Origin of the sequence: Sphingomonas sp. AX6, assembly GCF_902506605.1 — a bacterium.
Classification (GTDB): domain Bacteria; phylum Pseudomonadota; class Alphaproteobacteria; order Sphingomonadales; family Sphingomonadaceae; genus Sphingomonas.
This window is the reverse complement of record NZ_LR733979.1, coordinates 622,434-647,626: the sequence shown is the minus strand read 5'-3', so window position 1 is coordinate 647,626 and position 25,193 is coordinate 622,434. Positions and strand designations below refer to the sequence as shown.

Below are 25,193 nucleotides of genomic sequence, written 5' to 3'. Positions count from 1 at the left end.
CCGTATCGGTCTCGCAACGCGAAGGAGCCCCCATGAACATCGGCGAAGCCGCCCGCCAGTCGGGCATTTCGGCAAAGATGATACGCTATTATGAGGAAACCGGGCTCATCCCGCCCGCCGACCGGCGCGCATCGGGCTATCGCGACTATGCCGACGCCAACGTCCACGAACTGCGCTTCATCCGCCGCGCACGCGATCTGGGCTTCTCCGTTGCGGAAATTTCCGAGCTGCTCGGCCTGTGGCGCGACCGAACGCGCCGCAGCGGCGATGTGAAGGCGATGGCGCGCAGCCATATCGACCGGCTTCGCAGCAAGATCGACGACATGCAGGCGATGGTCGACACGCTCCAGACGCTCTCCGACGCCTGCGCAGGCGACGACCGCCCCGATTGCCCGATCATCCAGCGGCTCGGCGATACCGCCTGAGACTATGTGGAAAGGTGCCGCCGCGCGCGGTAGAGCCGGGTTTCCACCGCCTTTTCGCTAATTCCGAGCAGTTCGGCGACCTGGGCCTGCGGCAATCCCTCAATCGTCCGCAATACCAGCACTTCACGAAGCTTGGCGGGCATTTTCGCGATGCGATCACGCACCTCTGCCAGGTCCGCACGGTCGGACACCGCCTGTTCGACCGACACCTGCTCGGCGGCGACATCGGCGACGTCGCCCAAAGGCAGAATGCTACGCAGTACCGCGCGCACGCGTTCCTTGCGCTGCCAGTCGCGCGCCTTGTTGACCGCGATCCGCGCCAGCCAGGTGCGCATCGGTCGGTCGGGGTCGTAGCGTCTGAGCGCACCGTGCGCCGACACGAACGCCTCCTGCACCAGATCGAGCGCATCGTCGGGATTGCCGACCAGACGCGCGGTCAGGCCATAGAGAAACTGCTTATGGCGGCGAACGATTTCAGCGAACGCCCGATCGTCGCCCGCGATCGATCGTGCCGCCAACGCGCCATCGCTGTCGCCGGATGGCGCGGTCACTGCCCGTCTTCGACCAGCGCCTTGGTCACCGCCTCGTCGAAAATGACGGCCTGATCGTCGCGCAGCAATGCGCGCATCGCGAACACATGGGCCAGCGTCGCCTTTTGCAGCTCGCCCATCGTCCTGTGCGTCGCGTCGATCGCGGATTCCACCGCAGGACCATTTCGATGTTCGGCCTGGATCGCCGCTGCCAGCCGCCGGTTGTCGGCGCGCATTTCCGCTTCGAGCGCACGTCGTTGAACGGCGAAATCACGTTCGAGCACTTCCAGCCGCCGTTCCTGATCGGCGTCGAGGTCGAGCCGGTCGTGCAGCACGGCATGGATATCGATCCCCGCCTCAGCTTCTGCCGGAGCCAGCGCACGGCCGGCAAATACGCCGAGCAATGCCGCGACAAAAGCGATCAGGGCGATCGTCAAATTGCGCTTCATCACCGCTCGGCCGATCCCAGCAGCAGCGACGACGGCGCAAGCGGACCGGGTGCCGCAAAACTCGCAGGCGTAGATGCGGTGGCCGATCGATACGGCAAGGCCGCGCCGCCCGCGCCGATCAGCAGCGCGCCGACAGCCAGCCCGACCGTCATCCGCGAGCCCAACGTTTCGCCGCGCCGCGCATCGATCGCGGCAAGCACGCGATCCTCGATGCCGGTCAGCGCGGCGTGGTCGGGAACCCGTCCCAGCGCGTGCAATGCGTCGTCGATGTCGGTCGTCATATCCTCGTCTCCGTCGGTCCCCTCTACGCGTGCTGTCGGCGCGCCCCTCGAAATTTTCGAGGGGTTGGGCGCGCGATCGCGTATCTGGGATCGAAAACCCATGGAGTGAATATGCGCATCCTCTCGAAAATCGCACTCTCGCTGGCCGCTGTCATTGCCTTTGCGGCACCCGGCGTCGCGGTCGCCCATCCCAAGCTGGTATCGGCGTCTCCCGCGGCGAACGCGTCGGCGAAGGGGGTGACGCGGATCGCGCTCAAATTCAGCGAACGGCTGACGCCTCGGCTATCTGGTGCCACCCTGACGATGACCGGGATGCCCGGCATGGCCAATCATCCCGATATGAAGATGACCGGCGTCAACGCCGCGATCGGCAGCGACGGAAGCTCGATCGTCCTGACCTCGGCCAAGCCGCTTCCCGCGGGCACCTACCGCGTCGATTGGCACGTCGTCGGCGCCGACACCCATCGGATCACGGGTACGCACGCATTCGCCGTCAACTGAGGTGATCGCCTGGGCGGCAGGGGAAGGCGCGGCGGTGACGCTGCGTTTTCTTGGCAGTCTCGATCTGCCAATGCCGGCTGGATTGGTAAGGCGGGGTTCGCCGCGACTGTCAGGCACGGCTACGCTGAAGAACTTTGCTATTTAACCGTATATGCGAGAAGCCTCTTAAGTGGTTAGGCGAGAACTTTTAGCGACAGGTCTGAGACTGAAACGCGCCCGCATCCCGGTCCTAGGGCCAACCCTCGGTGTCGCCGGAAACCGGTCATATTACCCGGTGGTGTGAGTCCTCTTTGGACGACTCTCAGTGATCGTCGTCCGTTTTTGCCTTTGGCCAATCACGGCCAAGGAGAACGACGATGACCTAATCTGGATCCCGTCATGCAGAACCGCGTGGCCTGGAATGCCGGTAAAACGGTTGGCACGAAGCGACCGCTCACGCAGAAGCAGATCTGGGCGATCCGCTTCCTTCTTGATCGAGAGGAGCGGCTGCGAGATCGCGCGTTGTTTGACCTTGCCATCGATAGCAAGTTGCGGGGCAGCGACCTCGTGAAGCTGAGGATCGGCGGTCTCATAGCCGGGTAGGATATTCGGACTCGCGCTATGGTAATCCAGCAGAAGACTGGTCGGCCGGTGCAATTCGAAATTACCGCTGACGCGCGTGGGAGCCTTGCCGCGTGGCTGCAGCGCCGCGGCGGAACAGCCGATGACTATGTGTTCCCCAGTCGACTGGATCACAGTCGCCCGATGGGTACGAGGCAGTATGCCCGGCTCGTGGACGAATGGGTCACAGCAATCGGACTACGGCGCGAAGACTATGGCACCCATTCGATGAGGCGGACGAAGGCGACCATGATCTACAGGGCTACCGGCAATCTCAGGGCGGTGCAGATCCTGCCAGGACACACCAAGATCGAGAACACCGTCCGCTATCTAGGCGTCGATGTCGAGGATGCGCTCATGCTCGCTGAGCGTACCGAAATCTGACCATCGATGCGGCTGTCGGGCATTGCCCGATGGCCGCTAATGGGAGACGGCATATGTCTCGGATCGACGGCAACTGGGTGATCGCTGTCGGGCAGCTCTAGGCAAAACCGATCGGTTCTTATGGTCCGGGATCGTTCATTGAGCCAAAGCCATTTCCGGTTCCGCATTTCCGTTGGCGACGGCGGCCATATTCTTAACCACTTGAAGTTGTTTTGTTTTCAATTCCATGGTTCGATGCTTTAGGTCGATCATCGCGCTGTTGGTGCCCCAAAATTGGAGTAAGTCACGTGGCTGTTATTAATGGAACCGAGGGTGCGGACACACTGATTGGCACTTCTGCGGACGACGTTTTTAGCGCCGGCGGCGGGAATGATCTCCTAATCAGTGGGGGTGGATTTGACACGATGGCCGGTGGCATGGGTGATGATACTTACCAAGTCGATGGCCAAGTCGTAATTGATGAGCGGGGGGACATTTTCGAAGAGCGGTACGGCTTCGACACGGTCTTGGTCAGCGGTGACCGCTTCGAGCTGTTCACCTTCGGTGTCTATCGCAGCGAGATGGCCATTGAAGTGCTTCGCGCTAGTGATCCCGACCGTACCACCGGGATCACGCTCATTGGCAACAGTTTCTCGCAGGACATCACTGGGGGAAACGGGGACGACTTGCTCGACACCGGCTTACCGGCAAACACATTTGACATATCTTCTTCGCCCGCTCGCCCTGAAACGTTAATGGGCCTGGGTGGAAACGATCATTACATTGTCCGCGGTTCCACCACAAAGGTAATAGAGGCTGTTGGTGGTGGCTATGATACGATTACTATCAACACGAACCGTCAGGTCGCCGGGGGGTCGTACGAACTATCCGCTGATGCAGAGATTGAAGAAATTCGTATTTCAGGTGGTCTTCGTATCGATATAGTCGGTAACCGCTTCGATCAACTGATTGTCGGTAACGACGATGGTAGCGTGCTTATCGGCGGAGGGGGTGATGATACGCTTGTTGGTCTTCTAGGCAATGACACCTACCTCGTGGATAGCGCGAGTGACGTTGTCATCGAGCGCGTCGATGGCGGGACAGACATCATCTACACTACGACCAGTTATAATCTCGGCGATAACTCGATCGAGGTCCTATCTACAGTAGATCATTCGGCAACCGTCACAATAAACCTGATTGGTAACTTTGTTGCCCAGACGATTATCGGCAATTATGGCGACAACGTTCTGAATGGCGGATCGGGCGGTCTAGACACGCTGATCGGCCTATTCGGCAACGATATTTATGCTGTGGGCGACAGCGCAACGGTGATCCAGGAACAGGATGGCCAGGGCTTCGACACCGTCGTCACCTCGGTCGATTATTCCCTCGCAGCCGGCGTCTCGGTTGAGCTGCTTGCCGCACAGGATCGCAGCTCGACGATCGGACTGCGATTGTCCGGGAATGTGTTCGCGCAGACGATCGCTGGGACCGAGGGTGCGGATACGATCGCTGGCGGGGGCGGCATGGACACGCTGTTCGGCGGCGGCGGTGCCGATCTGTTCGTGATGAGTGGAACGGCTGCCGGCAACGTTGCCGTGATTGGCGACTTCAACGCAGGCGGACAGGCCGATCGTATCGGTCTTTCAACCGGGTTCGAGGCGCTCGGCGCAAGCCTCGATACGAATGAGTTCTTGAGGGGTACGGCTGCGGCCGGCACCAATGCCCAAGTTATCTACGACCAGGTATCGGGACAACTGTTCTATGATGCTGACGGCACCGGAACCGGGGCTGCTGTTCTGTTCGCAACCGTTGCGCCAGGTTCCGCGCTGGAGACCACCAGCTTTACTATGCTCGCGGCGGCCACACCCTCGGTCTAATTTGCAGAGCAAGATTGGGCTCGGCTACTTGCCGTCGAGCCCAACCGTCGGTGATGCGTAAACACACGGGACAGACCCCAAATGACTCCAATGGGGTCGATCGCGGCGCGACGGGTTTCGGGAAAACGAAGTGGCTTGCCTCACGCCTCGAACTGGGTGGTTAGCTGCCGTAAGGGGGGCAGCAATCGAGAGTTTTGTTCCCCACAACCAACGTGGTAAACCGACAAGGATGCTGCTTATAATGGCAAATATTAATAGAAGAAATAAAAAGCATAAAATTAGCAAGTTCGAATGGGTGCTGGCTATTCTTTGGCTGATATTACTATTGCCCGGATTGGTCTTAGGTTGGCTGTGGTCAGGTTCATTGCCTTTGTGGCCACCGCTTACAAGCGAACACCTTATAGATAATTCAAAATGGGTAGTTCTATTCATTCTGTCCTATGGAATTCCGTTGTATTTTACCGTGAGGTATCTTTTCGGTTTATCGAGAAATCGAGGTTAATCCTCTTTCCAAGGTTGAACATCATCTGGCTGCATTAGCGAACGTCGTCGAGCGCATCCGACGCCTCGAACTGGGTGGAAAGCGGGCATTCGCTATTTCTCGCGCATACGGGCGCGCAAATACCTTCCAGTCCACAATCCCAATAGCGCGCCAAGGCTCGGCCAAAGCGCGCTGAAATAAAAGTCTAGGACACTTGTAGATTTTAGGCTTTCGGGGTGTTGGTCCTGCCACTCGCCCACGTAGACGAACATTGCGATTGGTATAGGAAGCAAGAGAAGGCAGCCGATCTTTCGAGAGGCGAAAACCCCAGCCAGCATTCCGAAGACCGCACCGATTAAGAAGGTCAATTCAATCGATAGCATCCACATGGAATATAGGTTTTGGCTGCGTCCGCAATGGGGTCGGGACCTGACCGGCAGGAAATCGCGACGATTGCGAAAAAGCAGCCCTTCGGGTCCCGCCCAATTTCAGTCGCGTAAAACCGAAACTTTGGTATGATTTGGGTGCCCATCTTTGTCCCATGGGGCACCACTTCCTGAAAACCCCATAAATGCGTGGTTTCGAATGCTCCCATATCGGATTAGATGAGAATTCAAGCCTGTGATTGGCAGCGTCTTCACTCTGCCTGATTGGGCGTAGGCCTGCGCTGACAGAGTTCGTCAGTAGATTGAAGTTTCCCCCAGTGCGACGGTCGGTGGCACCTGGGAGATCCGCCCGGTCGCTTCGACCTTCCGCAAAACAAGCAGAACTTCCTGCGGACTGATCTTGTTGATTGGCCGGCCGCCCAGCGTTGGATAAGTAATGTTAAGAAGCCAGCGGATCTTGTCGAGCGTGACCGGAGCACGACCTTCGCGCTCGTTCTTCGTGACCCATTCCTCGGCAATCGCCTTGAAGGTGTTTTCAGCCTCGAGAAGCGCGGACAGATGATCGAGCCTTTGCGTTTCGGCAGGATCGATGCCCTGGCTGATTTGCTTGCGCACACCATCGCGCTTTGCGCGCGCTTCAGCCAGGGTCACGTCCGGCCAGGTGCCGAACGCCAGCGTCTTCTGCCGATTGAGATGCCGGTAGTTCATCCGCCACAGCTTTACGCCTTTCGGTGTGACCAGCAGATACAGGCCTTGCCCTGCGGCGCTGCATTCTTGATGCCTATTGCGGTCAACGCCACGATGGTATCCACCCGTTTTCGAGCGGCTTGATACCATCAGACTGATGGTATCGGTGGTAAATCCGCCCGGATGTTACCGAACGAATATGCCATTAAAAACCTCGGAAAACAGCCACTTTCCGGACGTTTCTGGACGTCCCTGGAACAGGCTCTGGTGCCCCACAGAGGACAAAGCTGGGCACTCAAATCATTGGAGAATTTTGATTTTCCGTGATTGAAACTAGGCCAGACCCCAACCTAAGCAATGGAAATATGGACTTGGTGGCGGCGACCGTAAGTTTTTGTCGAAGACGAAAGTTGCAAAAGCTCGCAACGCAAGTCCGTGTTTGTACAGTCGCCGTGCAGTCTGCTGCGTTGTAAAAACTCGGCACGAGCAGTGCCCAAAAAGATTGAGATGTCCCTCACCAGGTAGTGCAATTTATAGACTTAGGTCGAACCAGATCACGGTCAAACCGATGATGAAAGGTTTCGTTTACCCGGTGCGGCAATCTGGTGGCTCGTAGATTGCGGGGGACCAACCATGTTTATTTCTTTGTTTAAAGCATTCGCCATCTCGGCTCCGGCCACCATCCTATTGTCAGCGGTACCAGCAAACGCTCAGTCGGCGACCGGCACGATCGGCGTTCGGCTCAACATCACCAATGCCTGTGTTGTGAATGACGCGACCGCGCTTCAGACCGATCTGGGGCGTACGGGCGACATCCACTTCACCGATCAGCCCGGCACCTTTTCCGCGGTGGATGGCGAACTGGTCGGTGCGCTGGGAGCACTGGCTGTTCGGTGTTCGCCGGGCGCTACGCCAGCACTTACGATCGGCGCGGGTGCCAACGACCAAGCGGGCGTGCGGCAGATGGTGTCGGGGAGCAGCGCGGTGCCGTATCGGCTCTACACCAATGCGGCGCGTAATGACGAAATCGGCATCGGGCGCAGCCTAGCGCTGGGTGCGGCGAGCAGTGCCGCGATCGTCGTGCCGATCTATGCTCGCGCGACCAACAGCGGGGGCATTCTGCCTGCAGGCAGCTATGCCGACACGGTTCAGATCACGCTGAGCTGGTAAGCCGGTCATGCGCCTGGTTCTGCTCTCGGTTGCGGTCGCGACCTTGGCCGTGCGGGCCCAGGCGCAGACCCATGCCGACTTCACCGTGTCAGCTCGCGTCGTGAACGGTTGCGCAGTCGCAATCGATGGTGGCGGGGCGCTGGGGCGGATCGATTTCGGTACCGTGCCGGGAACTGCCAGCCAGAGCGTAGAGGCCGATCTGCTGTCCCGCAGCGGCACCGGGATCGCGATCGAATGCACGCCGGGCGCCACTGCCAATGTGTCGGCGGACTTGGGCGACCATGCTGCGGGCGGGGAGCGTCGGCTGGGCAATGGCACCAACCGTATCGGGTATCGTCTGCTGGTCGGAAGCGGGGCGACGGTCTGGGGAAGCCAGTCCGTCGCGCTCAGCTTTCCGGTCGGCGGCAGCGCGCAGCGATTGGCGCTTAAGGGTCGCGCGACCCTGACCGGTGCGCACGCCGCCGGGCTCTACACCGACACCGTGCGCGTCACGGTTACCTGGTAAAAGGAACATTGACGATGAACTCGCTGTCGCGCGCGGTCCTGGCCGCGCTCCTTCTGCTGCCCGCGCCTGCGCTGGCGCAATCCGCCGTCGTGATCTGGCCGGTCGATCCCAGGATCGAACAGGGTGAACAGGCGACCGCGATCTGGCTTGAGAACAAGGGCGCAGACCCGGTCACGCTGCAATTGCGCAGCTTCGGCTGGGACCAGTCGAGCGGCACCGATGCGCATGTCGATCAATCGGCGATCGTCGCCAGCCCGCCGATTGCCACGGTCGCACCGGGCGAACGCCAGTTGGTGCGCGTCATCCGACGCGGCCCGGCGGCCAGCGGCGAGCGCGCCTATCGCCTGATTATCGATGAACTGCCGCGCCCGCGCAGCGAAACCGGCGCCGTCAGCGCGCGGCTGGACGTCCAGATGCGCTATTCGTTGCCATTGTTCGCTTACGACGCAGCGCGTGACACCGCCAAGCCTGCGCTCGATTCGCGCGTCATGATCGAGGACGGGAAGCGCTGGCTGGTCGTGCGCAACACCGGCAACGGACATGCGCGCCTGACCGACCTGACCCTTGAACAACGCGGCGCGGTATCGCCGGTGCAGTCGGGGCTGGTCGGCTATGTCCTGCCCGGCGCGACGATGCGCTGGGCGTTGCCCGATACGCTGGCCCCGGCATCGGTGCTGCGCGCGGGCGTCAACGGCCATTCGGTCGTGCTCACGCCCGCAATCTGACTGCGTATCCACGGCCATGATCCGTCTCCTTGCCCTGTTGTTGAGCTGGTGCGCGCTGCTGTCGCCACTGGTCGCATCGGCGCAGGGTGCCGGGACGCCGTTGTTCGTCGAGCTCGTCGTCAACGGTCGCGCCCATCCCGAGCTGGTGGAGATCGAATCGATTAGCGACGCGCTGTGGGTGCCCAATGCGGCGCTGATGGCAGCGGGCATCGCGATCGAAGGCGATGGGCGCACCGACGTCGCGCATGACTCACGCTTCACCGCCGATTACGATCCGCTAGGCCAACGCCTGTCGCTGACGGTAGCCATCACCCTTTTGCCTATTGCGCATCACGCGAGCGTCGCGACTGCACGCATCATAGCAGAAAGCGGCACTGGCCTGGCGTTCAGCTATGATCTGAACGTCCAGGTCGGCGGCAGCCATGTGGGCGGCGGCCTGTGGACCGAGCAGCGCTGGTTTTCGTCGGGCGGAAGCCTGTCGAACAATGGCGTGCTGCGCTTCGGTAACGGTCCGACCGCCTATCTGCGCTACGACACTCATTTCCGGCGCGTGGACGCGGAACGTGCGTTGCATCTGGTGGCGGGCGACCTGATTTCGGGCGGGCTGAACTGGACGCGCGCGTACCGGATGGGGGGCATCCAGATCGGTCGCGCGTGGCGCATTCGGCCTGACCTGATCACCATGCCGCTGCCCCGTTTCGCAGGCGAGGCTGCGGTGCCGTCGGCGGTCGATCTGTTCATTGACGGCCAGCGACAGCAGCAGCGCGCGGTCGACCCCGGGCGCTTCGTGATCGAGGATCTGCCGGTGGTGACCGGCGCCGGCAATGCACGGATCGTGACCACCGATGCGGTCGGACGCCAGATTGCGACCGATATCCCATTTTACGTTGCGCCCGATCTGCTGGCGCGCGGGCTGACCGATTTCGGACTGGAAACCGGGCTGGTACGCCGCCGTTATGGCCAGTCGAGCTTCGATTACGGCATGGTCGCCGCCAGCGGTTTCGTTCGACACGGGTTGAATGACCGGCTGACGATCGAGGGGCACGGCGAAGCCAGCACACGCAGCGCCGCCGCCGGTATCGGCGCGGCGTGGATGCCGGGCCTGTTCGGTACCGTCCACGCCAATGTGACGCTGGGACGCGCGGACGCAGGGACGGGGCATCTATGGTCCGCCGGATACAGCTATATCGCGCGGCGCTGGTCGCTATCGGCGGATCATCGCCGCGCATCGCGAGATTTCCGGTCGATCGCCGATCTTGACGCGCGCGCGCTAGCCGTCGGTGGTAACAGCACGCGCGTCTTTGCCAGCGGCAATTTCGAACGATGGGGCAATGTCGGGCTCGGCTATCTGGATGTGCGGCCCGCCCAAGGCCCACGGGCACGGCTGGCGACGGCGTCTTGGTCGTTGCCGTTGGGATCGCGCGTCGCGGGTTTTGCGGGTGTGGATTACGATATCGACCGGCGTCGACTCGGGCTTCAGGTTCGCGTGTCGATGGCGCTGGGCGGCGCGAGTATCAGTGTCGGCGCACGACGGGCAGGGCGCGATCGGGCGCAGGTTCACGCCGAATATGGCAGCGCGGTTCCCTATGCGGGGGGGATCGGCATCAACGCCGGGATCGCCGCCGATGCCGGTGGCTTCCACCAGGGGCAAGCGACCCTCACCGCGCGTGGCCAGTCGGCTCAGGCAAATGCGGGCGTCGCCTTCTCCGGAAACCGGGCCATCGGTCTGATGGGCGTATCGGGCTCGGTGATCGTGATGGACGGTGGCGTGCATCTGGCCAACGGCACCAGCAGCGCGTTCGCGCTCGTCTCCACCGAAGGCGTTGCCGGGGTACCGGTCCGCTATGAAAATCAGATCGTCGGCGTGACCAACCGGCGCGGCCATGTGTTCGTGCCGCGCGTCGCACCTTATCACGCCGCGCGCTATTCGATCGACCCGATCGGCCTTGATGCCGATCTGTCGCCAAGCGTGGTCGAGCGGCGGGTCGCGATCGTCGAAGGATCTGGCGCGGTCATCCGAATGCCGATCCACCGCACCGCCAGCGTCACGCTGGGCCTGGTCGATGCGCAGGGCAGCGCCATCCCGGCGGGCAGCATTGCCGATCTGGGCGGGCAGGTACTGTCCATCGGCTGGGACGGTGTGCTGTTCGTCGGTGATGCGCCCGCCTCGCTCGCCTTCTCCGTCACGCGCCAGGATGGTGGATCGTGCCGCGTGTCGGTGACCATGCCGGAAGTACGTAAGGGCCTAGACCATATCGGGGGCGTACCATGCGTCTGATCTTTGCGATCATCGCCGCGATCCTGTTTCCTGGTATCGCGCAGGCCGCTTGCACGGTAGGCGGGGGCACGCTCGGTTTTGGCGCGACCGGTTCCTACGCGGTGCAATCCGGCAGCGTCGCGGGGACCAGCGGGCCGGGCGGCCTGTCGTGCACCGGTACCCCGATCGTGCTGCTGAGCGGCAATTCTGCCCGCGCGACCGTGACCAGCGCGCGCAATTTCCGGCTGGGCGGCACGACGGGCGACCTGATCCCGTACCGATTGAGCGCCAACGCCACCGGCACGCGCAACTTCACGCAAGGCGGCACGATCGATTATTTTTCGGGCGACCTTATCGGATTACTGAACGGCAGCAATTTACAGCCGGTGTTCCATGCCGCCATTCAGGGCAACGCCAATGTCGCGGCCGGCGTTTATAGCGACACGCTGACCGTCCAGTGGAATTGGAACATGTGTCGGCTGGTCAATCTGGCGGGCATTTGCATCCTGTCGGAAACCGGCACCGGAATCGCGGTGATCAATGTGACGATCACGGTTGCGGCAGATTGCCGCATCGCCGCCCCGCCGCTCGATTTCGGAAGCGCCTCATTGGTGCGTCAATTCGCCGAGATCAGCCAATCGGTGATGGTCGCCTGTACCAGGGGAAGTAGCTACGCCGTGTCGATGACCAGCGGCGGCAATGGTAGTGCGCGTCCGTGGCGGGCGATGCGCGGGCCGGGCGGCAACGTCCTGCGATACAATCTGTATCGGAGCGACGGCAGCACGATCTGGGACGAGAGCAACCCCCTCGTGTCAGCAGCGCCGGGCACGGGCAGTACGGTTGCCAACCAGCCCTTCACCTATCGCGCGCGCATCGATGTAAACCAGCCGACGCCGCCTGCGGGCAGCTATTCCGACACTGTCAGCGTGGTCGTTACATTCTGAAATAGGTACCCCAGCGTATTGCGGCTTGGGGATTAGCCGAGATGTAGCCTTAGCGACTGGACCAGTCCGCGCGCCTCTCGGCGATAAGCCGGCCAGTCGCGATCGATCCTGCTGCTGTCCCAGGTTTTGAAATGTCCGCGTACCCTCTCCAGAAGGACGCCGCAGCTTGCCTTGCGGCACGGGTTTCGCAAGCCGTCTACCGTCAAATACGGGAATAGCCGACGTGCGAGCTCCCAGCGCAATTGCGCAAGCACAGATCCCGAAGCGGCATCGGCGTGATCGAGCACTTGTTGCATGTGATCGAGCAGGAAATGGAGGTGCTGCCGGTCGGCTTCGATTTCGGGCATGATGGGCTCTCGCTGTTTCCCAACAACGATCTCCCATTCGTCTTACCTGAGTTCGCTTGTGCGCACAGTTTGACGCGAATCTAAGACCAATGTCTGACTCGAGCGATGACTTATTGGTCGAAGCAGGCGCTACTCGTCGCCGATCGACCCGAGGAGCGGTTGCAGCGCAACCAGTGCCTGGGCTCGGTTGTAGACATTAAGTCCGCGGAAAATTGCAGTCAGATGCGCTTTCACCGTCGCCTCGGTGATGCCCAGGTCATAGGCGATCTGCTTGTTCGAACGCCCATCGGCAAGCGCGAACAACACGCGGCGCTGGGCCTCGGACAGCTGGGCGATCCGGTCGCGCATGCTGTTCTTTGCGATCGGCAGGTCGGGCGGAAATACAGCCACACCGGCGACGATGTTTCGAATGTGCGCTGCCAGTGCGTCGATTGGCTCGGATTTGCGAAGAAAGGCAACCGCTCCCAATTCGCGGGCCTGGGTCGCAAGGGCGGGTTCCTGGCGTGCGGTGATCACCGCGATGCGCGCATCCGGGTCGGCGAACTGCAACCTGAGCAGGCCCGAAAACCCGGTTGTATCGGGTAGCATCAGGTCGAGCAGGATCAACTGATAACTGCCAATGGCATCGACGCGTTGCTCGGCTTCCGCGATGGTCCCAGCGAAATGAACGATTGCGCCGGGAACCGCCAGCCGCGCGGCCATTGCCAGCCCCTCGCAGGTCAACGGATGATCGTCGGCGATCAGTATCATGTTCGGCATGGCGTCGTCCCCTCGGCGCTCAAGTCGTTCGATTACTGTTGCTTATTCCTGTGTCGAGCATCGCCGATTTGACACACGATGTCCAATATCACGGCCAAGAAATTAGACTTTCGTCTAATTTTGCACGCATGCTGTCATTACCGGTTGCGTAAATCGCGCCGTGCGATCTGCGAAGCGTTGGCAGGACCGGGCCTACCTCAGAATTTCATGCGCATGCTCGTTTTCAAACGCTCGATCGGTTCCCACCGTTCGTCAGCGCGATCGAGCCATCTGATTGAGCGCTGCTAAAACAGCATCGACAAACGCCTCAAGCGCTACGCCATCCGCGCCCGCGTCTATTGCTTGTTCAAGTTGCGCTCCGCAGTTCCCCAAAACCGGCTGACCGAAAATGCCTGCCGCACCGGCGAGATGATGTGCGATTTCCGACACACGGTCCCGATCATCGATTTGAAACGCCGCGCGTAGCGCAATTGAATGTTGATCAGCCGAGTCTGCAAACCGACGGCGTAACGCGGCCATCCGCGCCTCGACGTCGTTCATTCAATCAACGCCTTCACCTGGCCGCCCAGCGCCATTGGATCGAACGGCTTGGCGATTACGCCCCGCGCGCCCAAAGCCTTTAAAGCGTCGACATCCGCGGATTGGGTTCGCGCCGTGATAAAGACGACGGGGATCGACGCCGTCGCCGGATCATCTGCCAAAGCCGCGTATGTCGTCGGCCCGTCCATTTGCGGCATCATGACGTCGAGCAAAATCAACGTGGGTTGCCATTGGCGCGCCACGACAATTCCCTCTGCGCCCGATGCACAGCAACGAACGTCGAGATCGCCTTCGAGTTCGAGCGACAGTGCCGCTATTTCCCGGATGTCGGCTTCGTCGTCGATGTAAAGTATGCGGGTCATACAGGGTCAGCGTCCTTCGCGCCGCAGAGTTCCAACGTTCGGGAGACCAGCCTGTCCAGACTGGCGCGCGACTTGACGAACAAGGCTTCGACCGCTCCATCCAGGTCGGAATCCGGATCCTGGGCCGTGAATACCACAACCGGCGCCGCCGGTAGCTTTTCGCGCAGCAGTGGCAACAGATCGAGCCCAGATCCGTCAGCCATCCCGATATCCAGAATAGCGGCGTCGAAATGCTGGACGCGGATCAGGCTGCGTGCAGCCTCAACGGTCTTCGCTGATCGGATATCGGCCCGCCCCTCGAAGTTTGCCGAAACGACGCGGAGCATGTCTGGATCGTCATCGACATGAAGAATGATTGGCAGCCCGACCATCGTGGCAACGGGTTTAAGTTTCAATTCTCCGTCAATCGTCGTCTCCCCGGCGGGAAGATCAACGCTGAACACCGTGCCGCCCCCCTCGCGATCCTCGAACATCACCGATCCGCCCATCCGCAAGGCCAATTCACGAACGATCGAAAGACCCAGGCCTGTCCCACCTTTGCTACGCGTGTCCGATGAATCGGCCTGAGCAAACTTGGCAAAAATACGGTCGCGAAACTCCGCCGGAATGCCCGGACCACGATCGGCGACGGTCAGGCGAAACCGCCGGTCCAGGGGCAATATCTCGACATCGACCACGCCCCCTGCTGGCGAAAATTTGATCGCATTGGACAGCAAATTGGTCACGATTTGCGTCAATCGGTCCGGATCGGCGATGACCGTCGCATCGCCCGCGAATGACGCAACGGCCATCGTCACGCGATGTGCTTCGGCAAAGCCGGTATTGGCCTGAACGCAGCTTTCCGTTGCAGTGACCAGGTCGACGGGGCGATTGTCGAACCGCATCTGACCCGATTCAATCTTTTCGATATCAAGAATATCGTTGATCAGCCGCACCAGCCGCTGGCAATTATTATACGCAATATCGACCAGTCGTCCCGCGCGTTCGGGCAGCGTCCCTGCCGCGCCACCCGACAACAGCCCCAGCGATCCTGCGATCGACGTCAGCGGGGTGCGCAGTTCGTGACTGACGGTGGAGACGAACTCCGTCTTCATTCGCTCGACCTGTTTTCGCTCGGTGACGTCGCGCAACACCGCGAGATAGCGATAGCCGTCGACAAGCGGCACAGGACTGATCGTGACGTCGGCAAGAAACGTTGATCCGTCCTGCCGTTTTGCCCAGAATTCCTCCGCACGCCCGTTCTGCAAGGACGATCTGGCCTGAAGCCGTTTTAGGAACGTTTCCACGCGCCCCCGATCAGGTGCGACCTCAAACAAAATGCCGACGTCGCGCCGTAGCAAATCATCGGAGGCATGGCCGAACAGTCGGGCGGCAGCGGGATTAAGCGTCTCTATGCTCCCCGACGGATTGATCGTGATCATGGCGTCTTTGGCGCCGTCAAATACGGCTGCCTGTCGCGCAGCCTGATCTCGAGCCTGATCCACTGCGCGTGCCCGACCGCGAAGCGCCCGCATGATCGCGAACCCGGCGAGCGCCAGCAACACGATCAGTGCAGCGTTCAAAGCAAGGGCGGTTTGTTGAAGTGTTTTTCGCGATTGGTTCGATGCCGCAGTTTGCTCAGCCAGTTGCTCGCCTTCGGCCGCGTCCATCGCGGCAACCATTGTGCGCAGGGCGTCCATCCGCCTGCGTCCTTCGCCCGTCGCGATCAACGCCTGGGCTTGGCCAATCTCCCCGGCCTTGGCGAGCGCAACATCGCGATCGACGATCTCAAGCTTGGCGCGGGAGGCAGCCCGGAGCGCGGTGGTCGACTTTTGCGTTCCCAAATCGTTGCCGAGCAGTGATCCCAATCGTTGAAACGTGCCGTCGATGCGACCCCGGGCCAACGTGTACGGTTCGAGAAACGCGGGATTTGCAGTCAACGCAAATCCGCGCTGGCCCGTTTCGGCGTCCTGATGGAGCGACAATAAAAGCCGCAATTGCTCGCGCGTTTCGAACGATCTCGACACTGCCGCTGCATAGCGTTCACTGGCGTCAAATTCGCGCGCCAGGATGGCATTCACCCCCAGCAATGACACGGGAATGGCAATCACGAGCAACACGGCCAGAAGCCAAGGCAAACGGTCGTAGCTCTTGCGCTTTATCATCGTCGAATTGTGGCGGGGGATGACTTAGATCTCAAGTCTTATCGCCATGGTGTCGCTACCGAATTTCCGTTTAAGGCGTCCAATATTGTGCCGGGCGTAGATCACCGACGGCGATCGTATTTTCGGCGGCGTCCGATATCAATAGATCGAAGCTCGTCTTGTCGCGGTCGGCCAGAGTAATGCGCCAACGGCCAGGCGCCAGACCAGTAGCGCCAAATCGACCCGCTGCATTGGTGAACAACGGAACCGGCTCTCGTTCGGGCTGCGCCAGTTCAATCGCCGTTCCTGCGACGAGCGAGATAGGTTCGCCGTTGGCGTTGGTCAGGCGACCGACGACGCTGATCCTGTAATCCGAGCCCACCGTCAGCCGGTATCCGGCGCGATAGGGCGGCAGAAGCCGGTACGAGCCGTCGCCCAGATCGACGCCGAGATCTGCATCGGGCGCTGTGACCTGAAGATTGCGCTCGCTATAGCTACTGAGGCTCGATTGGAGCGCGGTGCCCAGCATGCCGGTATTGGCCGTGGAACTTCCACCACTCTCGTCGATCAGAATGTCGGTGTCGCCGAGCGAAGCATGCCGACGGACGATGGCAAAACCGTCTTGGATCGGGCGTCCCATCGAAACGCTGCCATCGGCCACCGCCAGCGCAGTGCCGAACCTCAGCGAGCTTCGCTGGCTGGTCGATCCCGACAGATTCCGATCAAATGTTCCGAAATGACTGAACCCGAGCTCGGCACGATTGGTGTAATACACGCCGCTGGCGTTTGCGCCCACGCCCAGATCGCTGCGTTCCACATCAGCGCTCAGATTATAGGCACCGGTCCCCGAACCGCGATAGGTCTGGTACGTCATGCGAGCCCGGTTGAAGCGGCTGTCATAGTCCGCGCGTATGCTGGATGCACGATCGAGCCTCAGGGTCAGCGACAGGAAGGCAGCGACGCGACTACCTCTGCCGTCGCGCTCGTAGGAAAGATCGCCCGTGAAGTTGAGCAGCGGATTAATTCGCCATCCGCCGCTCGCGCGAACGCTGCCAACGTCAGGCTCGTTGTCGCGTCCACGTGAATAGCGAAAATCGAGCCCGGCATAGACTGCCTCGCTGATCGTCGTGTTGTAGCTGGCACCTGCGATGAGCGCATAGGGGTTGAAAGGAGAGGCTGTGCCGATCGGTGCGAAGTCGCGGCTGCGCGTTTCGATCGAAAACGACAAGGCGTCGGCACCAAGCTCCGAACGATTGATGGTGCGTTGAAACGTCAGGATCGACGCCCAACCCGATCCCACACCATTGACGTGTGAGGCCGAAGCGAAGCCACCGAACGCGCCGATCGGCGTGCCTATCACGGTCTCCACCCCGCCCATCCATCCCCGTCGGTCTGCCTGGGCATTGGCGCCAAGCGTCAATTGGTCGCTGATCCCGCGCCGATAAAAGCCGCTGAACGCGGGGTCGTCGCTGTAGACTGGACCGGTCCGACCAAGCGGTGCGAGCGTACCTGCATAAACACCAAATTCGCTAAGCCCGGCGGCAAGTTGAGATTGGTCGAGGAAGATATCAAAGTCGAAGGACTGGGTGCGCCCGGTATCGTCGGTGACGGTCAGTCGCACGTCGTTTGCCCCTTGCGTGAAGGGGAAATCGGTCAGGTCGAACGTGCCCGGATCGAGTTCCAATCGTCGAACGAGCTGGTCGTTGATACGAACCTCGACAGTCGAGCGTCGCTCAAGCTTAAAGCTGCGGCTGCCGCGTGGTCGAATGATCGTCTGGGGATCGATCAGCGAGTAGAAGCGCGAGACCGAAAGCCCGGCAATCTCTGGTGCAGACTGGAAACCTCGTGCCAACGTCTGAAGATCGCCGCCGGTCCAACGGACCAGGTTACGGCGATCGTCATATACCGCCCGCGTCCCTCGCCGCTGGAAATCGGGGCCGATCGCGCCCGCCTGCCAATTGGCTTCACCCTCGACCACGACGCCACCTGCGCGGATCGCACCGTCGAGAAAGGTGATTGGCGCTGCCAAACCCTGCTCGCTGCCCTGCTGCACCCAGTCGAGCGAACCGCGGATATTGAGATAGGCACTGAAATCTGCGGGCGCGATATAGGTGGCCGAGGCCCGCGATGCGCCGTCTTTTAGTTCCACGGTTCTGCTCGCGCGGCTCGGCGCAGCGATGTCCAGCATCACTTGCAGTGACTGAGCATCGTATCGGATGCCGACGCCGACGCTCTGAAGGTCCGTTCGGTCGATCAGGCCGCGCTCGGCCAACCTGTCGCGCAAGCGCGTAATCAGGGGTGCAGCAATTCGGGGCTCCAGTAGCGCGATCAGTCGACTTCCGGAAAAGCTGGCTTGGCCGGACGGGTCGAGCGTAACGGTCGCGTCCCCCAGATATGCTTGGCCGTCCATGACCGGCGTCGTGAGTATGATCGCGCGGCCTGTCGGATTGATCTGCGACCCGTCCGTCCCGGGATCGATGATAACCTTTGACTGGGCTTGGTCGGCAATTTGTGCGCTCGCGGATAGCGGCCCGATGAGTGCACAGAGAAGCAGCGCCCCTGCTACAATACGGGGTTTCATGCGGCGCGCGATGTCTCAGCCCTCGGGCGTGAACTGTGCTTCGATCCGCCCATCGGTCCGCGGCAGCTTCACGGGAAGCACGATGCGGCGCGTTTGTCCTCCGCCGATCAGGCCATAGCCGATCGTCTGCTGAAGTTCCGGCCCCGCGATCTGCTGATTGAATAGCTGACGGCCATCGGGCGCGAACTGAGTTACGCGCACGCGTCCCCGTGAGAGATAGCCATGCGCCGCAGAAGCGTTGGAAACGGTGATGACCGGCGCGGCGGCACCTTCGGCATCTTTCCCGATTTCCGCCGAGGCAATGGAAAGCGCGGGCTTTACGCCATCAGGCGAGACGCTGACCAGCACCTGGAAATTATAGAGAAGCTGGATGTTCGACTGGGTGTCGCTGGTATCGACAGGCAATTGCGCGACGGTGATGAAATAGTGCTTGCTGCGTGCCAGCGCAGGCTCACCAACATATTGTACGCGGAAATTTTGGCGCTGGCCGGGCTGAATGAGTGCCTGGGGCGGGAAAAACGCAAGCTCACCCGTGTCGCGACCGGTTGGCCGGACACCGTCGGCAACAAGATCAAGCGATTCGACCCGGAGTTCTACCGGAAGTGGCCGGTCGAAGGTATTTTCCACGGTGATCGTCTGGCTCATGCCGCGGCCCGACGTGGTCAGATCGATTACAACGGGTTGCACGGTCATGGCATAGACCGCAGTCGAAATCCCCAACACAGCGGCCGATGCGGCCAGGGCGGCGATGACAGATCTACGCTGCAGTTTCAAAACACAGACTCCAACACGTGCGCGCCTGTTACCGGGCGGGCATCGCCCGATAATGGACGAATGGGCTGCTCACGCCAAGGCCGGCGCTTTCCGAACAGCCCGCACAGACGTCACCTTGGCAGCAGAACCTTTACGATTTCCTGCCCTTGCCTCTCTGTTTGCCGCTCTCATTCAGCGTATAGGAAGTTTAGCTGAGCGAATTCCGAAAGGCCTGCACCGAACGTGCGAACGCGAAGTTCGGCGGTCAGCGATCCAAGGTCTTGTCCGTTCGTCGGGCGCGAAGGTTGACCCCGGCAGGTCCAACATGAAACTTGCCGGGGGTCGCTCGATCAGGCTGTCGGTGCAACCGTGATTTCGACCTTGCCTGCATAGGTACCCGCATCGAGGATCGCGGTCGATTCGCTGGTAACGCCGGTGCCGATGGTCAGTGCGATGTTGTTCGCCACTGCCGCCAGGCGATCGCCGACTTGGCCCGAGGTAGCACCCGAACTGATCGACTGATCGGCGACACTGGCCGTTCCACCCTTCGCCCCCATCGCAACCACCGTTGCGGTGTAGTGGACAGTGTTGGTGTAGCCGTTGGGCGAGTTGGTCGCAGCGGCATTTACCAGCGGCTTCGCTTCTACCGACACCTTCGGATTGCTGCCGTTGCATTTGATGGTGAAGTTGCGGCTGAGCCCACCGGTGTTACCCGAGAAAGCAGCATCGATGGTTCCATCAGCCTTTGCCAGTTCGCCCAGCGTGATGCTCCCACTGATGGGGGTGACCGCCGAGCAGCGCGCCGACACGGTGCCGGTCACGTCGACCGAACCATTTGCCTGGGCGAATGCCGGGGCTGCTGCGAGGACCGAACCGAGCATCAGGGCGGAAAGAACCAGCTTTTTCACTTCAAGTCTCCAGGTGGAATTACGTTGGAGCGCCATGCCCCGATGACCTGGATATGGCCGGAAATATTGCCCGGTCACATTTAGCGTGCGGCAAAAAGCGATGCTATCTTCGGGAGTGAAGCATTATACCGGAGGATATAGCGGATATCTCTCACACCCGCGGCGTGATGCCTAAATTGCAGTGCAGTTGGTCGCCGCCGAAGCAGTGACGACCGGTGTGAAGGTGATGCTGATCGTGTCGCCATAATTGGGTGCCGGCGTCTTGGTTGCCCCGCCTTCCTTCAGCGTCGCGCGCAACGGCAAGGTCCCCGCCGCACCCGTTATCCCCGCTCGCGCGCAGGTGCGTGTCCCGAACGATGCGTTCGACGTGATCTCCTGTCCCAGAAACCGTGCGCTGTACCGAATGACCTGAGCGGGGTCGGACAGGTTGCCTCCCGGATATGTCAGGCGAAAATCGTTCTGCGACCGCATCCGGACTTCGAACGGACCCGAACTGCGAACCCGGAGCGAATTGGCGGATGGCGTGGTGTAACGATCAGGCGCCGCCAGAACGGTCGCAGTCGTGAGATCGCCGACTTCCCCAAAGTCCAGCGCCGAGCCTGCATAGAATGCCTGAAGCGCGCTGACGGTGTTGACGTTGATTCGAACCGACGCTGTATCGCGCATCGGCGTCGTCACGCTGCCAATGCCGAGCTCGCCAGAGCAGATATATAGAATGTCCAGAATGATCGGCTCGCCAGCGGACAGGTCGGATCCCGGCGGTACGGTCACCCGAAGATTCAATGGCGCGGACACGTCCGCGGAGAACAGGTTGCCGAAATTATAGCGTATCTCGCCCGCTGCTCCTGCGCCATTATCGCGCGAGTCGAGGGATCGTGGACGCCCGGCGGTGGCACCTTCGGCGTAAAGAACGCGAAAGCCGCGATAGGTGATGTCGAGCGGCGGCGTGCCGGAGGGCGCGACCAACACCAGACTGACTTCATTTGTACGGCCAAGAACCAGACCTCGATTGCGACGGAGCACGAGCGGTATGGTCACTTCCGAAAGGCCCGCTGCTGAAAACGGATCGTAGGTTATCGTCGTCGGCGCGGTTGCGCTGCCGGTGACGCCACAGACGGACGAAATCTGGGCCTGTGCGTTTGCGGACGATGCACAGGCAATGGACAACAGGAAAACCGCGGCACCAACAAAAGTAGAAACTACCCTCATGGTTGAGGGGATATCGTGATCTCCCTTGCGGCGCGACCACCGAATTGCGGGGAAGTTCCAGCCGCCTCGGTGCGGACTGCCATGGTGTCGTCGGTGTCGAGCGCGCGCATCGTCGTTTGAATCATCGGTGTCGCCTGATTGCAGATTGCCGCAATTGTCGATCCCGGCATTTCCGAAGGTGCTTGGCGGGTTGCCGGGTTTGCCACCCAGCAGCGGGGTGCGACATGGCCGTGCACGCCGACTTGGGCATCCGAATTCGCTTGAGCAGGGCTCGCGAGCAGCGGAAGCGCCAACATCGCTGCGCCGGTCATCCGCACCGTATGGCACAAGCTTGGCAAGCGAAGTGGAAGGCTGCGCATCATTACGGGACATGGCATAGCCCGTTCCGAGTGAATAAAGCCTCATATGAAATACCTAGCGGCGCCTTAAGGGGTTACGCTGACGGTAATCGACAGGGTGTCGGTGTAACGTCCGGCGACCAGCGGCGCGCTGCCAGAATAGCTCGGTGCGCTGACGCGGAGGTAAGAGCCATTGGCTTTGGTCGATGCACCAGCCAAACGGAGGCCGGTGGCGGTGCTTGCCATGCCGGCGAACGAGCAGCTTCCGTCGCCGATCGTTGCGGCCTCGCACATGGCTGCAACACTGGTACCATTGTCCGCCACCATCCGTAGCGCGACCTGATAGGGGGCCTTGGTCCCATATCCCGTGCCGCCTACAGTTTGGGTCGCCATCCCGCCATTGGTCGAGGAGACTGCAATTCGCGATGCACCGGTGCAGTTGAGCTGGATCGCAAAATCCTTCGTAAAACCGCTTTGATCGAAATCGGCCTGATCGATATTCCCGGCTGGCGCACCGCCAGCCGCAAAACCGCAACGGCTGCGCACCGAAGCGCGCACTTCCACGGCGACATCGATGCTGTTCACTGATCCTTGGCCAGTGGCGTAGGCGGTGACCTGGGCACGCGCAGGCTGAATGATAGCGCAGAGCGCCATCAAAATCGCCAGTCCGAGCGTGTGTAACCGTGTCATCATCCGCCTTGTCGAGAGCGGTCAGATGCCGCCAGCAAGACATGCAGATGCACCCCTCGGTCGATGTGCACCATTCAACAGGTGGCACGAAGAATGATTACCAACGGCAGAATTTACCTATTACGTTCGATATAGGTAGCTCGAAAGCCTAGGCCTGTTGGCCTTTGGAAAGGAGGATGAGTTCGGCTCTGCTCCGGATGGAGAGCTTGTCGAAAACCTTGTGCAGATGCACCTTCACCGTGCCCTCCGTCAGGCCCAGTTCGTCAGCGATTTCCTTGTTGCGCAGACCGCGCTGGACCAATGTCGCCACCGCACGTTCGCGACTGCTCAGTATCTCCATTGGATCGCGAACTGCATCGGGCGACATCGCCAAGTCCATCGCGCGCTGCATCACCTCCTGATCCAGCCATCGCCGACCTTGAGAAACCACGTCCAGACAGGTCAGTAGATCGCGCGGCGCTGTCGATTTTATGACGATGCCGTTGACGCCAAGCTGCATGGCTTCGCGGGACGCGAGATCGTTAATTCCCCCGGTCAGCAGGATGACCGGGCGATTGTCGCCCCGGTTACGCAATGTTCGTAGGACGTCGAGCCCAGTGCGCTCAGGCATTCCATTGTCCAGAATGAGCATATCCGGACGCGCACTCGGCAAGGCATCCAACGCCGCAGTTCCGGTGCCCACCGTCGCAACGATGTCGAAATTGGTCTTGTCGAGAAGTATCTCGATACCGGCAAGGGTGAGCGGATCGTCTTCCGCCAAAAGCACTCTGGTCATTTCAACGCTGTGTAACGCGATCGATTAGGATCGTGTCTTCTCCGGTTTGCGGAACATGCGCGCTACGCGTTAACAAATAATTATCCTCGGCCTACACGGGACACCGGCAGCGTCACGTCGATCCCTCATTTTCGATCTAATCCTCTTTGCATTTTAAACTTCTCATTCAGAGGCACATTTGCCATTCCAAATGAGACGTTTCCGCCGCCTCACGAACCGTAATTCGACCAAACGGCCCAGGCGTAAGACTACCGGGCGCGACGACGCAATCGCGCCTGGCGATTTGCCACCGCGCGCCACCGCCGCATGAAGCGACTGTCGCCTTAGCTTGTCGCCTCCAAGATAACCGCCGTCGCTTCGCGGGGCATATCCCACATCGGAAAATGGCCGCTGTGTTCGAACCAGTGGAGCGTCGCCGTAGGGAATGCAGCCATCGCCCGAGCCGCCTGCCGGGGCAGGCATAATCGGTCATGTCTTCCCCAACCGATCACGATCCGCTTCATGGGATCGGCGGCAGGGCCTTGCTGCTCGGGGCCATCGGCAAGGTCGCTGACAAGGGCATCGAATGTTGGCGTATCGGTGATCCCGGTCAGTTCCGTGCACACCAATTCGGGCGACAGGGCTGAAGGCTTTGCGGAAAGCTGAGCCAGCAAGGCTGTGCGTGCCGCTGCACTCCTGCTGATTGCTGGCAAGCGCGCTCGCAAAGCATGCAATAGCCGCGCAGACAGGCCGATAGTAATGCGAAAGAACGGACGCTCCCAACCGCGCCAGAAGCCGCCGGGATCGAGCGCCACGACGTTGCCCACCTTGCCCCGCCGTGCCAGCTCCAGCACGATCCGGGCCCCCATCGAGCTGCCTACAACATCGACGCCGATAAGGTCGTTGTTTGCCAGGTAGCGCTCAACGCTACCGACCAGCCCCTCGAACGTACCGCTGTCCGGTTCGGCAGGTGTCGCACCGTGGCCCGGCAGATCGATGGCGATGACCGATCGTTCCGCTGCCAGATCATCCAAGATGGGTCGCCAAGCCCGCCAGCTGCTTCCCAGCCCGTGGATGAGAAGTAGCGGCTTGCCGCTGCCCTGAGCTATCTGATGCATGTGGGACTCCGTTTCGTTGGTGCCCTTAACAGTCGGAACAACGAGCTGGGTCCATATGCCCGAGGGGCCCTCCGCTATGATGACAGTGCTTTACGGTCCTGCGTCAGGGAGCGTGCCCACAGCTGCGTTGTGAATTCGATGTGAAAGTTCGTTCTCGGCTTCGGAACAACCGACCCCAACCGGCATTTAGAACATAGAAAGAACGGAGCAATGCTATGACTGACCTTCACAATCCCAAATTGGATGCCCACCCTGCGTCAAATGCTGAGAAGGACCCAAAGGACTGGGTCTCCGGTGACGAGCCGATGACCGGAGCGCAGGCGAGTTATTTAACCACGTTGGCGGAAGAGTCAGGCGATCCAGCGCCGCCAAATGACCTTACCAAGGCGGAAGCATCACAACACATCGACGAATTGAAAGAGCAGCTAGGGCGCAACTAACAAGGCTGTACGCAGATCGAGCCGGCCTATTGCCATTCTGCCTCAAACGTCGGTTTTGTGTTGCAAGGCACGGGAGACCAAGAC

General features: G+C 60.8%; 26 protein-coding genes and 1 pseudogene. 10 read left to right on the top strand and 17 right to left on the bottom strand.

What is annotated here, in order from left to right; genetic code table 11:
• Positions 1-32: 32 nt before the first annotated feature.
• Positions 33-425: a Cu(I)-responsive transcriptional regulator gene (cueR, locus tag ENHY17A_RS03180; RefSeq protein WP_159710004.1), complete on the top strand. Its 393-nt coding sequence runs from the start codon at positions 33-35 to the stop codon at positions 423-425.
• A 2-nt stretch (positions 426-427) separates the two neighbouring features.
• Here the strand turns inward: cueR and ENHY17A_RS03175 are convergent, their stop codons facing one another.
• The 3 genes from ENHY17A_RS03175 to ENHY17A_RS03165 are packed head-to-tail and all read right to left on the bottom strand — an operon-like array spanning position 428 to position 1,685.
• Positions 428-976 (bottom strand): RNA polymerase sigma factor, encoded by a 549-nt coding sequence (locus tag ENHY17A_RS03175; protein ID WP_159710002.1) that lies wholly within the window; start codon positions 974-976, stop codon positions 428-430.
• Positions 973-1,404, bottom strand: a complete 432-nt coding sequence (locus ENHY17A_RS03170) for a periplasmic heavy metal sensor (protein ID WP_159710000.1) — start codon at positions 1,402-1,404, stop codon at positions 973-975. The genes ENHY17A_RS03175 and ENHY17A_RS03170 overlap by 4 nt, the downstream gene beginning before the upstream one ends.
• Positions 1,404-1,685, bottom strand: a complete 282-nt coding sequence (locus ENHY17A_RS03165) for a hypothetical protein (RefSeq protein ID WP_159709998.1) — start codon at positions 1,683-1,685, stop codon at positions 1,404-1,406. The genes ENHY17A_RS03170 and ENHY17A_RS03165 overlap by 1 nt, the downstream gene beginning before the upstream one ends.
• A 111-nt stretch (positions 1,686-1,796) precedes the next feature.
• Here ENHY17A_RS03165 and copC point away from each other — a divergent pair, with 111 nt between their 5' ends.
• From copC to ENHY17A_RS03150, 3 genes and pseudogenes are all read left to right on the top strand, one after another.
• Positions 1,797-2,186: a copper homeostasis periplasmic binding protein CopC gene (gene copC, locus ENHY17A_RS03160; RefSeq protein WP_159709996.1), complete on the top strand. Its 390-nt coding sequence runs from the start codon at positions 1,797-1,799 to the stop codon at positions 2,184-2,186.
• A 378-nt stretch (positions 2,187-2,564) separates the two neighbouring features.
• Positions 2,565-3,170 (top strand): annotated as a pseudogene (locus ENHY17A_RS03155) (tyrosine-type recombinase/integrase).
• Between the two features lie 287 nt (positions 3,171-3,457).
• The gene (locus ENHY17A_RS03150; protein WP_159709994.1) at positions 3,458-5,032 is read left to right on the top strand and encodes a calcium-binding protein; all 1,575 of its coding nucleotides are present in this window, start codon (positions 3,458-3,460) and stop codon (positions 5,030-5,032) included.
• A gap of 1,161 nt (positions 5,033-6,193) precedes the next feature.
• Here the strand turns inward: ENHY17A_RS03150 and ENHY17A_RS03145 are convergent.
• Positions 6,194-6,736, bottom strand: coding sequence for a tyrosine-type recombinase/integrase (locus ENHY17A_RS03145; RefSeq protein ID WP_159709992.1), 543 nt, complete (start codon positions 6,734-6,736; stop codon positions 6,194-6,196).
• Positions 6,737-7,219: 483 nt separating this feature from the next.
• On the opposite strand from ENHY17A_RS03145, the gene ENHY17A_RS03140 reads away from it, so the two are divergent.
• The 5 genes from ENHY17A_RS03140 to ENHY17A_RS03120 are packed head-to-tail and all read left to right on the top strand — an operon-like array spanning position 7,220 to position 12,187.
• Positions 7,220-7,756: a Csu type fimbrial protein gene (locus ENHY17A_RS03140; RefSeq protein ID WP_159709990.1), complete on the top strand. Its 537-nt coding sequence runs from the start codon at positions 7,220-7,222 to the stop codon at positions 7,754-7,756.
• A 7-nt stretch (positions 7,757-7,763) separates the two neighbouring features.
• Entirely contained in the window at positions 7,764-8,261 is a 498-nt protein-coding gene (locus ENHY17A_RS03135; RefSeq protein ID WP_159709988.1) for a Csu type fimbrial protein, read from the top strand.
• Between the two features lie 14 nt (positions 8,262-8,275).
• Positions 8,276-8,986: a fimbrial biogenesis chaperone gene (locus tag ENHY17A_RS03130; RefSeq protein ID WP_159709986.1), complete on the top strand. Its 711-nt coding sequence runs from the start codon at positions 8,276-8,278 to the stop codon at positions 8,984-8,986.
• A gap of 16 nt (positions 8,987-9,002) precedes the next feature.
• The gene (locus tag ENHY17A_RS03125; RefSeq protein ID WP_159709984.1) at positions 9,003-11,264 is read left to right on the top strand and encodes a fimbria/pilus outer membrane usher protein; all 2,262 of its coding nucleotides are present in this window, start codon (positions 9,003-9,005) and stop codon (positions 11,262-11,264) included.
• Positions 11,255-12,187: a Csu type fimbrial protein gene (locus ENHY17A_RS03120; RefSeq protein WP_159709982.1), complete on the top strand. Its 933-nt coding sequence runs from the start codon at positions 11,255-11,257 to the stop codon at positions 12,185-12,187. The genes ENHY17A_RS03125 and ENHY17A_RS03120 overlap by 10 nt, the downstream gene beginning before the upstream one ends.
• A 32-nt stretch (positions 12,188-12,219) precedes the next feature.
• Here the strand turns inward: ENHY17A_RS03120 and ENHY17A_RS03115 are convergent, their stop codons facing one another.
• The 13 genes from ENHY17A_RS03115 to ENHY17A_RS03060 form a co-directional block, all read right to left on the bottom strand.
• Positions 12,220-12,534 (bottom strand): hypothetical protein, encoded by a 315-nt coding sequence (locus tag ENHY17A_RS03115; protein ID WP_159709980.1) that lies wholly within the window; start codon positions 12,532-12,534, stop codon positions 12,220-12,222.
• 129 nt (positions 12,535-12,663) lie between these two features.
• On the bottom strand, positions 12,664-13,293 hold the full coding sequence (locus tag ENHY17A_RS03110; protein ID WP_159709978.1) for a response regulator: 630 nt from the start codon (positions 13,291-13,293) through the stop codon (positions 12,664-12,666).
• Between the two features lie 252 nt (positions 13,294-13,545).
• Positions 13,546-13,833 (bottom strand): Hpt domain-containing protein, encoded by a 288-nt coding sequence (locus ENHY17A_RS03105; protein ID WP_159709976.1) that lies wholly within the window; start codon positions 13,831-13,833, stop codon positions 13,546-13,548.
• Positions 13,830-14,195, bottom strand: coding sequence for a response regulator (locus ENHY17A_RS03100; protein ID WP_159709974.1), 366 nt, complete (start codon positions 14,193-14,195; stop codon positions 13,830-13,832). Before ENHY17A_RS03100 ends, ENHY17A_RS03105 begins: the two co-directional genes overlap by 4 nt.
• Positions 14,192-16,339: an ATP-binding protein gene (locus tag ENHY17A_RS03095; RefSeq protein ID WP_236547719.1), complete on the bottom strand. Its 2,148-nt coding sequence runs from the start codon at positions 16,337-16,339 to the stop codon at positions 14,192-14,194. The genes ENHY17A_RS03100 and ENHY17A_RS03095 overlap by 4 nt, the downstream gene beginning before the upstream one ends.
• A 70-nt stretch (positions 16,340-16,409) precedes the next feature.
• Positions 16,410-18,899 (bottom strand): fimbrial biogenesis outer membrane usher protein, encoded by a 2,490-nt coding sequence (locus tag ENHY17A_RS03090; protein ID WP_159709970.1) that lies wholly within the window; start codon positions 18,897-18,899, stop codon positions 16,410-16,412.
• A 15-nt stretch (positions 18,900-18,914) separates the two neighbouring features.
• Complete coding sequence (locus ENHY17A_RS03085) at positions 18,915-19,673, bottom strand: fimbria/pilus periplasmic chaperone (RefSeq protein ID WP_159709968.1); 759 nt, start codon at positions 19,671-19,673, stop codon at positions 18,915-18,917.
• A 329-nt stretch (positions 19,674-20,002) separates the two neighbouring features.
• Positions 20,003-20,560 (bottom strand): hypothetical protein, encoded by a 558-nt coding sequence (locus ENHY17A_RS03080; RefSeq protein WP_159709966.1) that lies wholly within the window; start codon positions 20,558-20,560, stop codon positions 20,003-20,005.
• A 171-nt stretch (positions 20,561-20,731) separates the two neighbouring features.
• A complete protein-coding gene (locus ENHY17A_RS03075; RefSeq protein ID WP_236547718.1) occupies positions 20,732-21,769 on the bottom strand; it encodes a hypothetical protein in 1,038 nt (345 codons plus the stop codon).
• Positions 21,766-22,080: a hypothetical protein gene (locus tag ENHY17A_RS14680; protein ID WP_236547717.1), complete on the bottom strand. Its 315-nt coding sequence runs from the start codon at positions 22,078-22,080 to the stop codon at positions 21,766-21,768. The genes ENHY17A_RS03075 and ENHY17A_RS14680 overlap by 4 nt, the downstream gene beginning before the upstream one ends.
• A gap of 114 nt (positions 22,081-22,194) precedes the next feature.
• Entirely contained in the window at positions 22,195-22,800 is a 606-nt protein-coding gene (locus ENHY17A_RS03070) for a hypothetical protein (RefSeq protein ID WP_236547716.1), read from the bottom strand.
• A gap of 145 nt (positions 22,801-22,945) precedes the next feature.
• Entirely contained in the window at positions 22,946-23,572 is a 627-nt protein-coding gene (locus tag ENHY17A_RS03065; RefSeq protein ID WP_159709960.1) for a response regulator transcription factor, read from the bottom strand.
• Positions 23,573-23,895: 323 nt separating this feature from the next.
• The gene (locus ENHY17A_RS03060; RefSeq protein WP_159709958.1) at positions 23,896-24,669 is read right to left on the bottom strand and encodes an alpha/beta fold hydrolase; all 774 of its coding nucleotides are present in this window, start codon (positions 24,667-24,669) and stop codon (positions 23,896-23,898) included.
• 215 nt (positions 24,670-24,884) lie between these two features.
• Between ENHY17A_RS03060 and ENHY17A_RS03055 the strand changes: the two genes are divergently transcribed.
• Entirely contained in the window at positions 24,885-25,109 is a 225-nt protein-coding gene (locus tag ENHY17A_RS03055) for a DUF3072 domain-containing protein (protein ID WP_159709956.1), read from the top strand.
• The last annotated feature ends 84 nt before the right edge of the window (positions 25,110-25,193 follow it).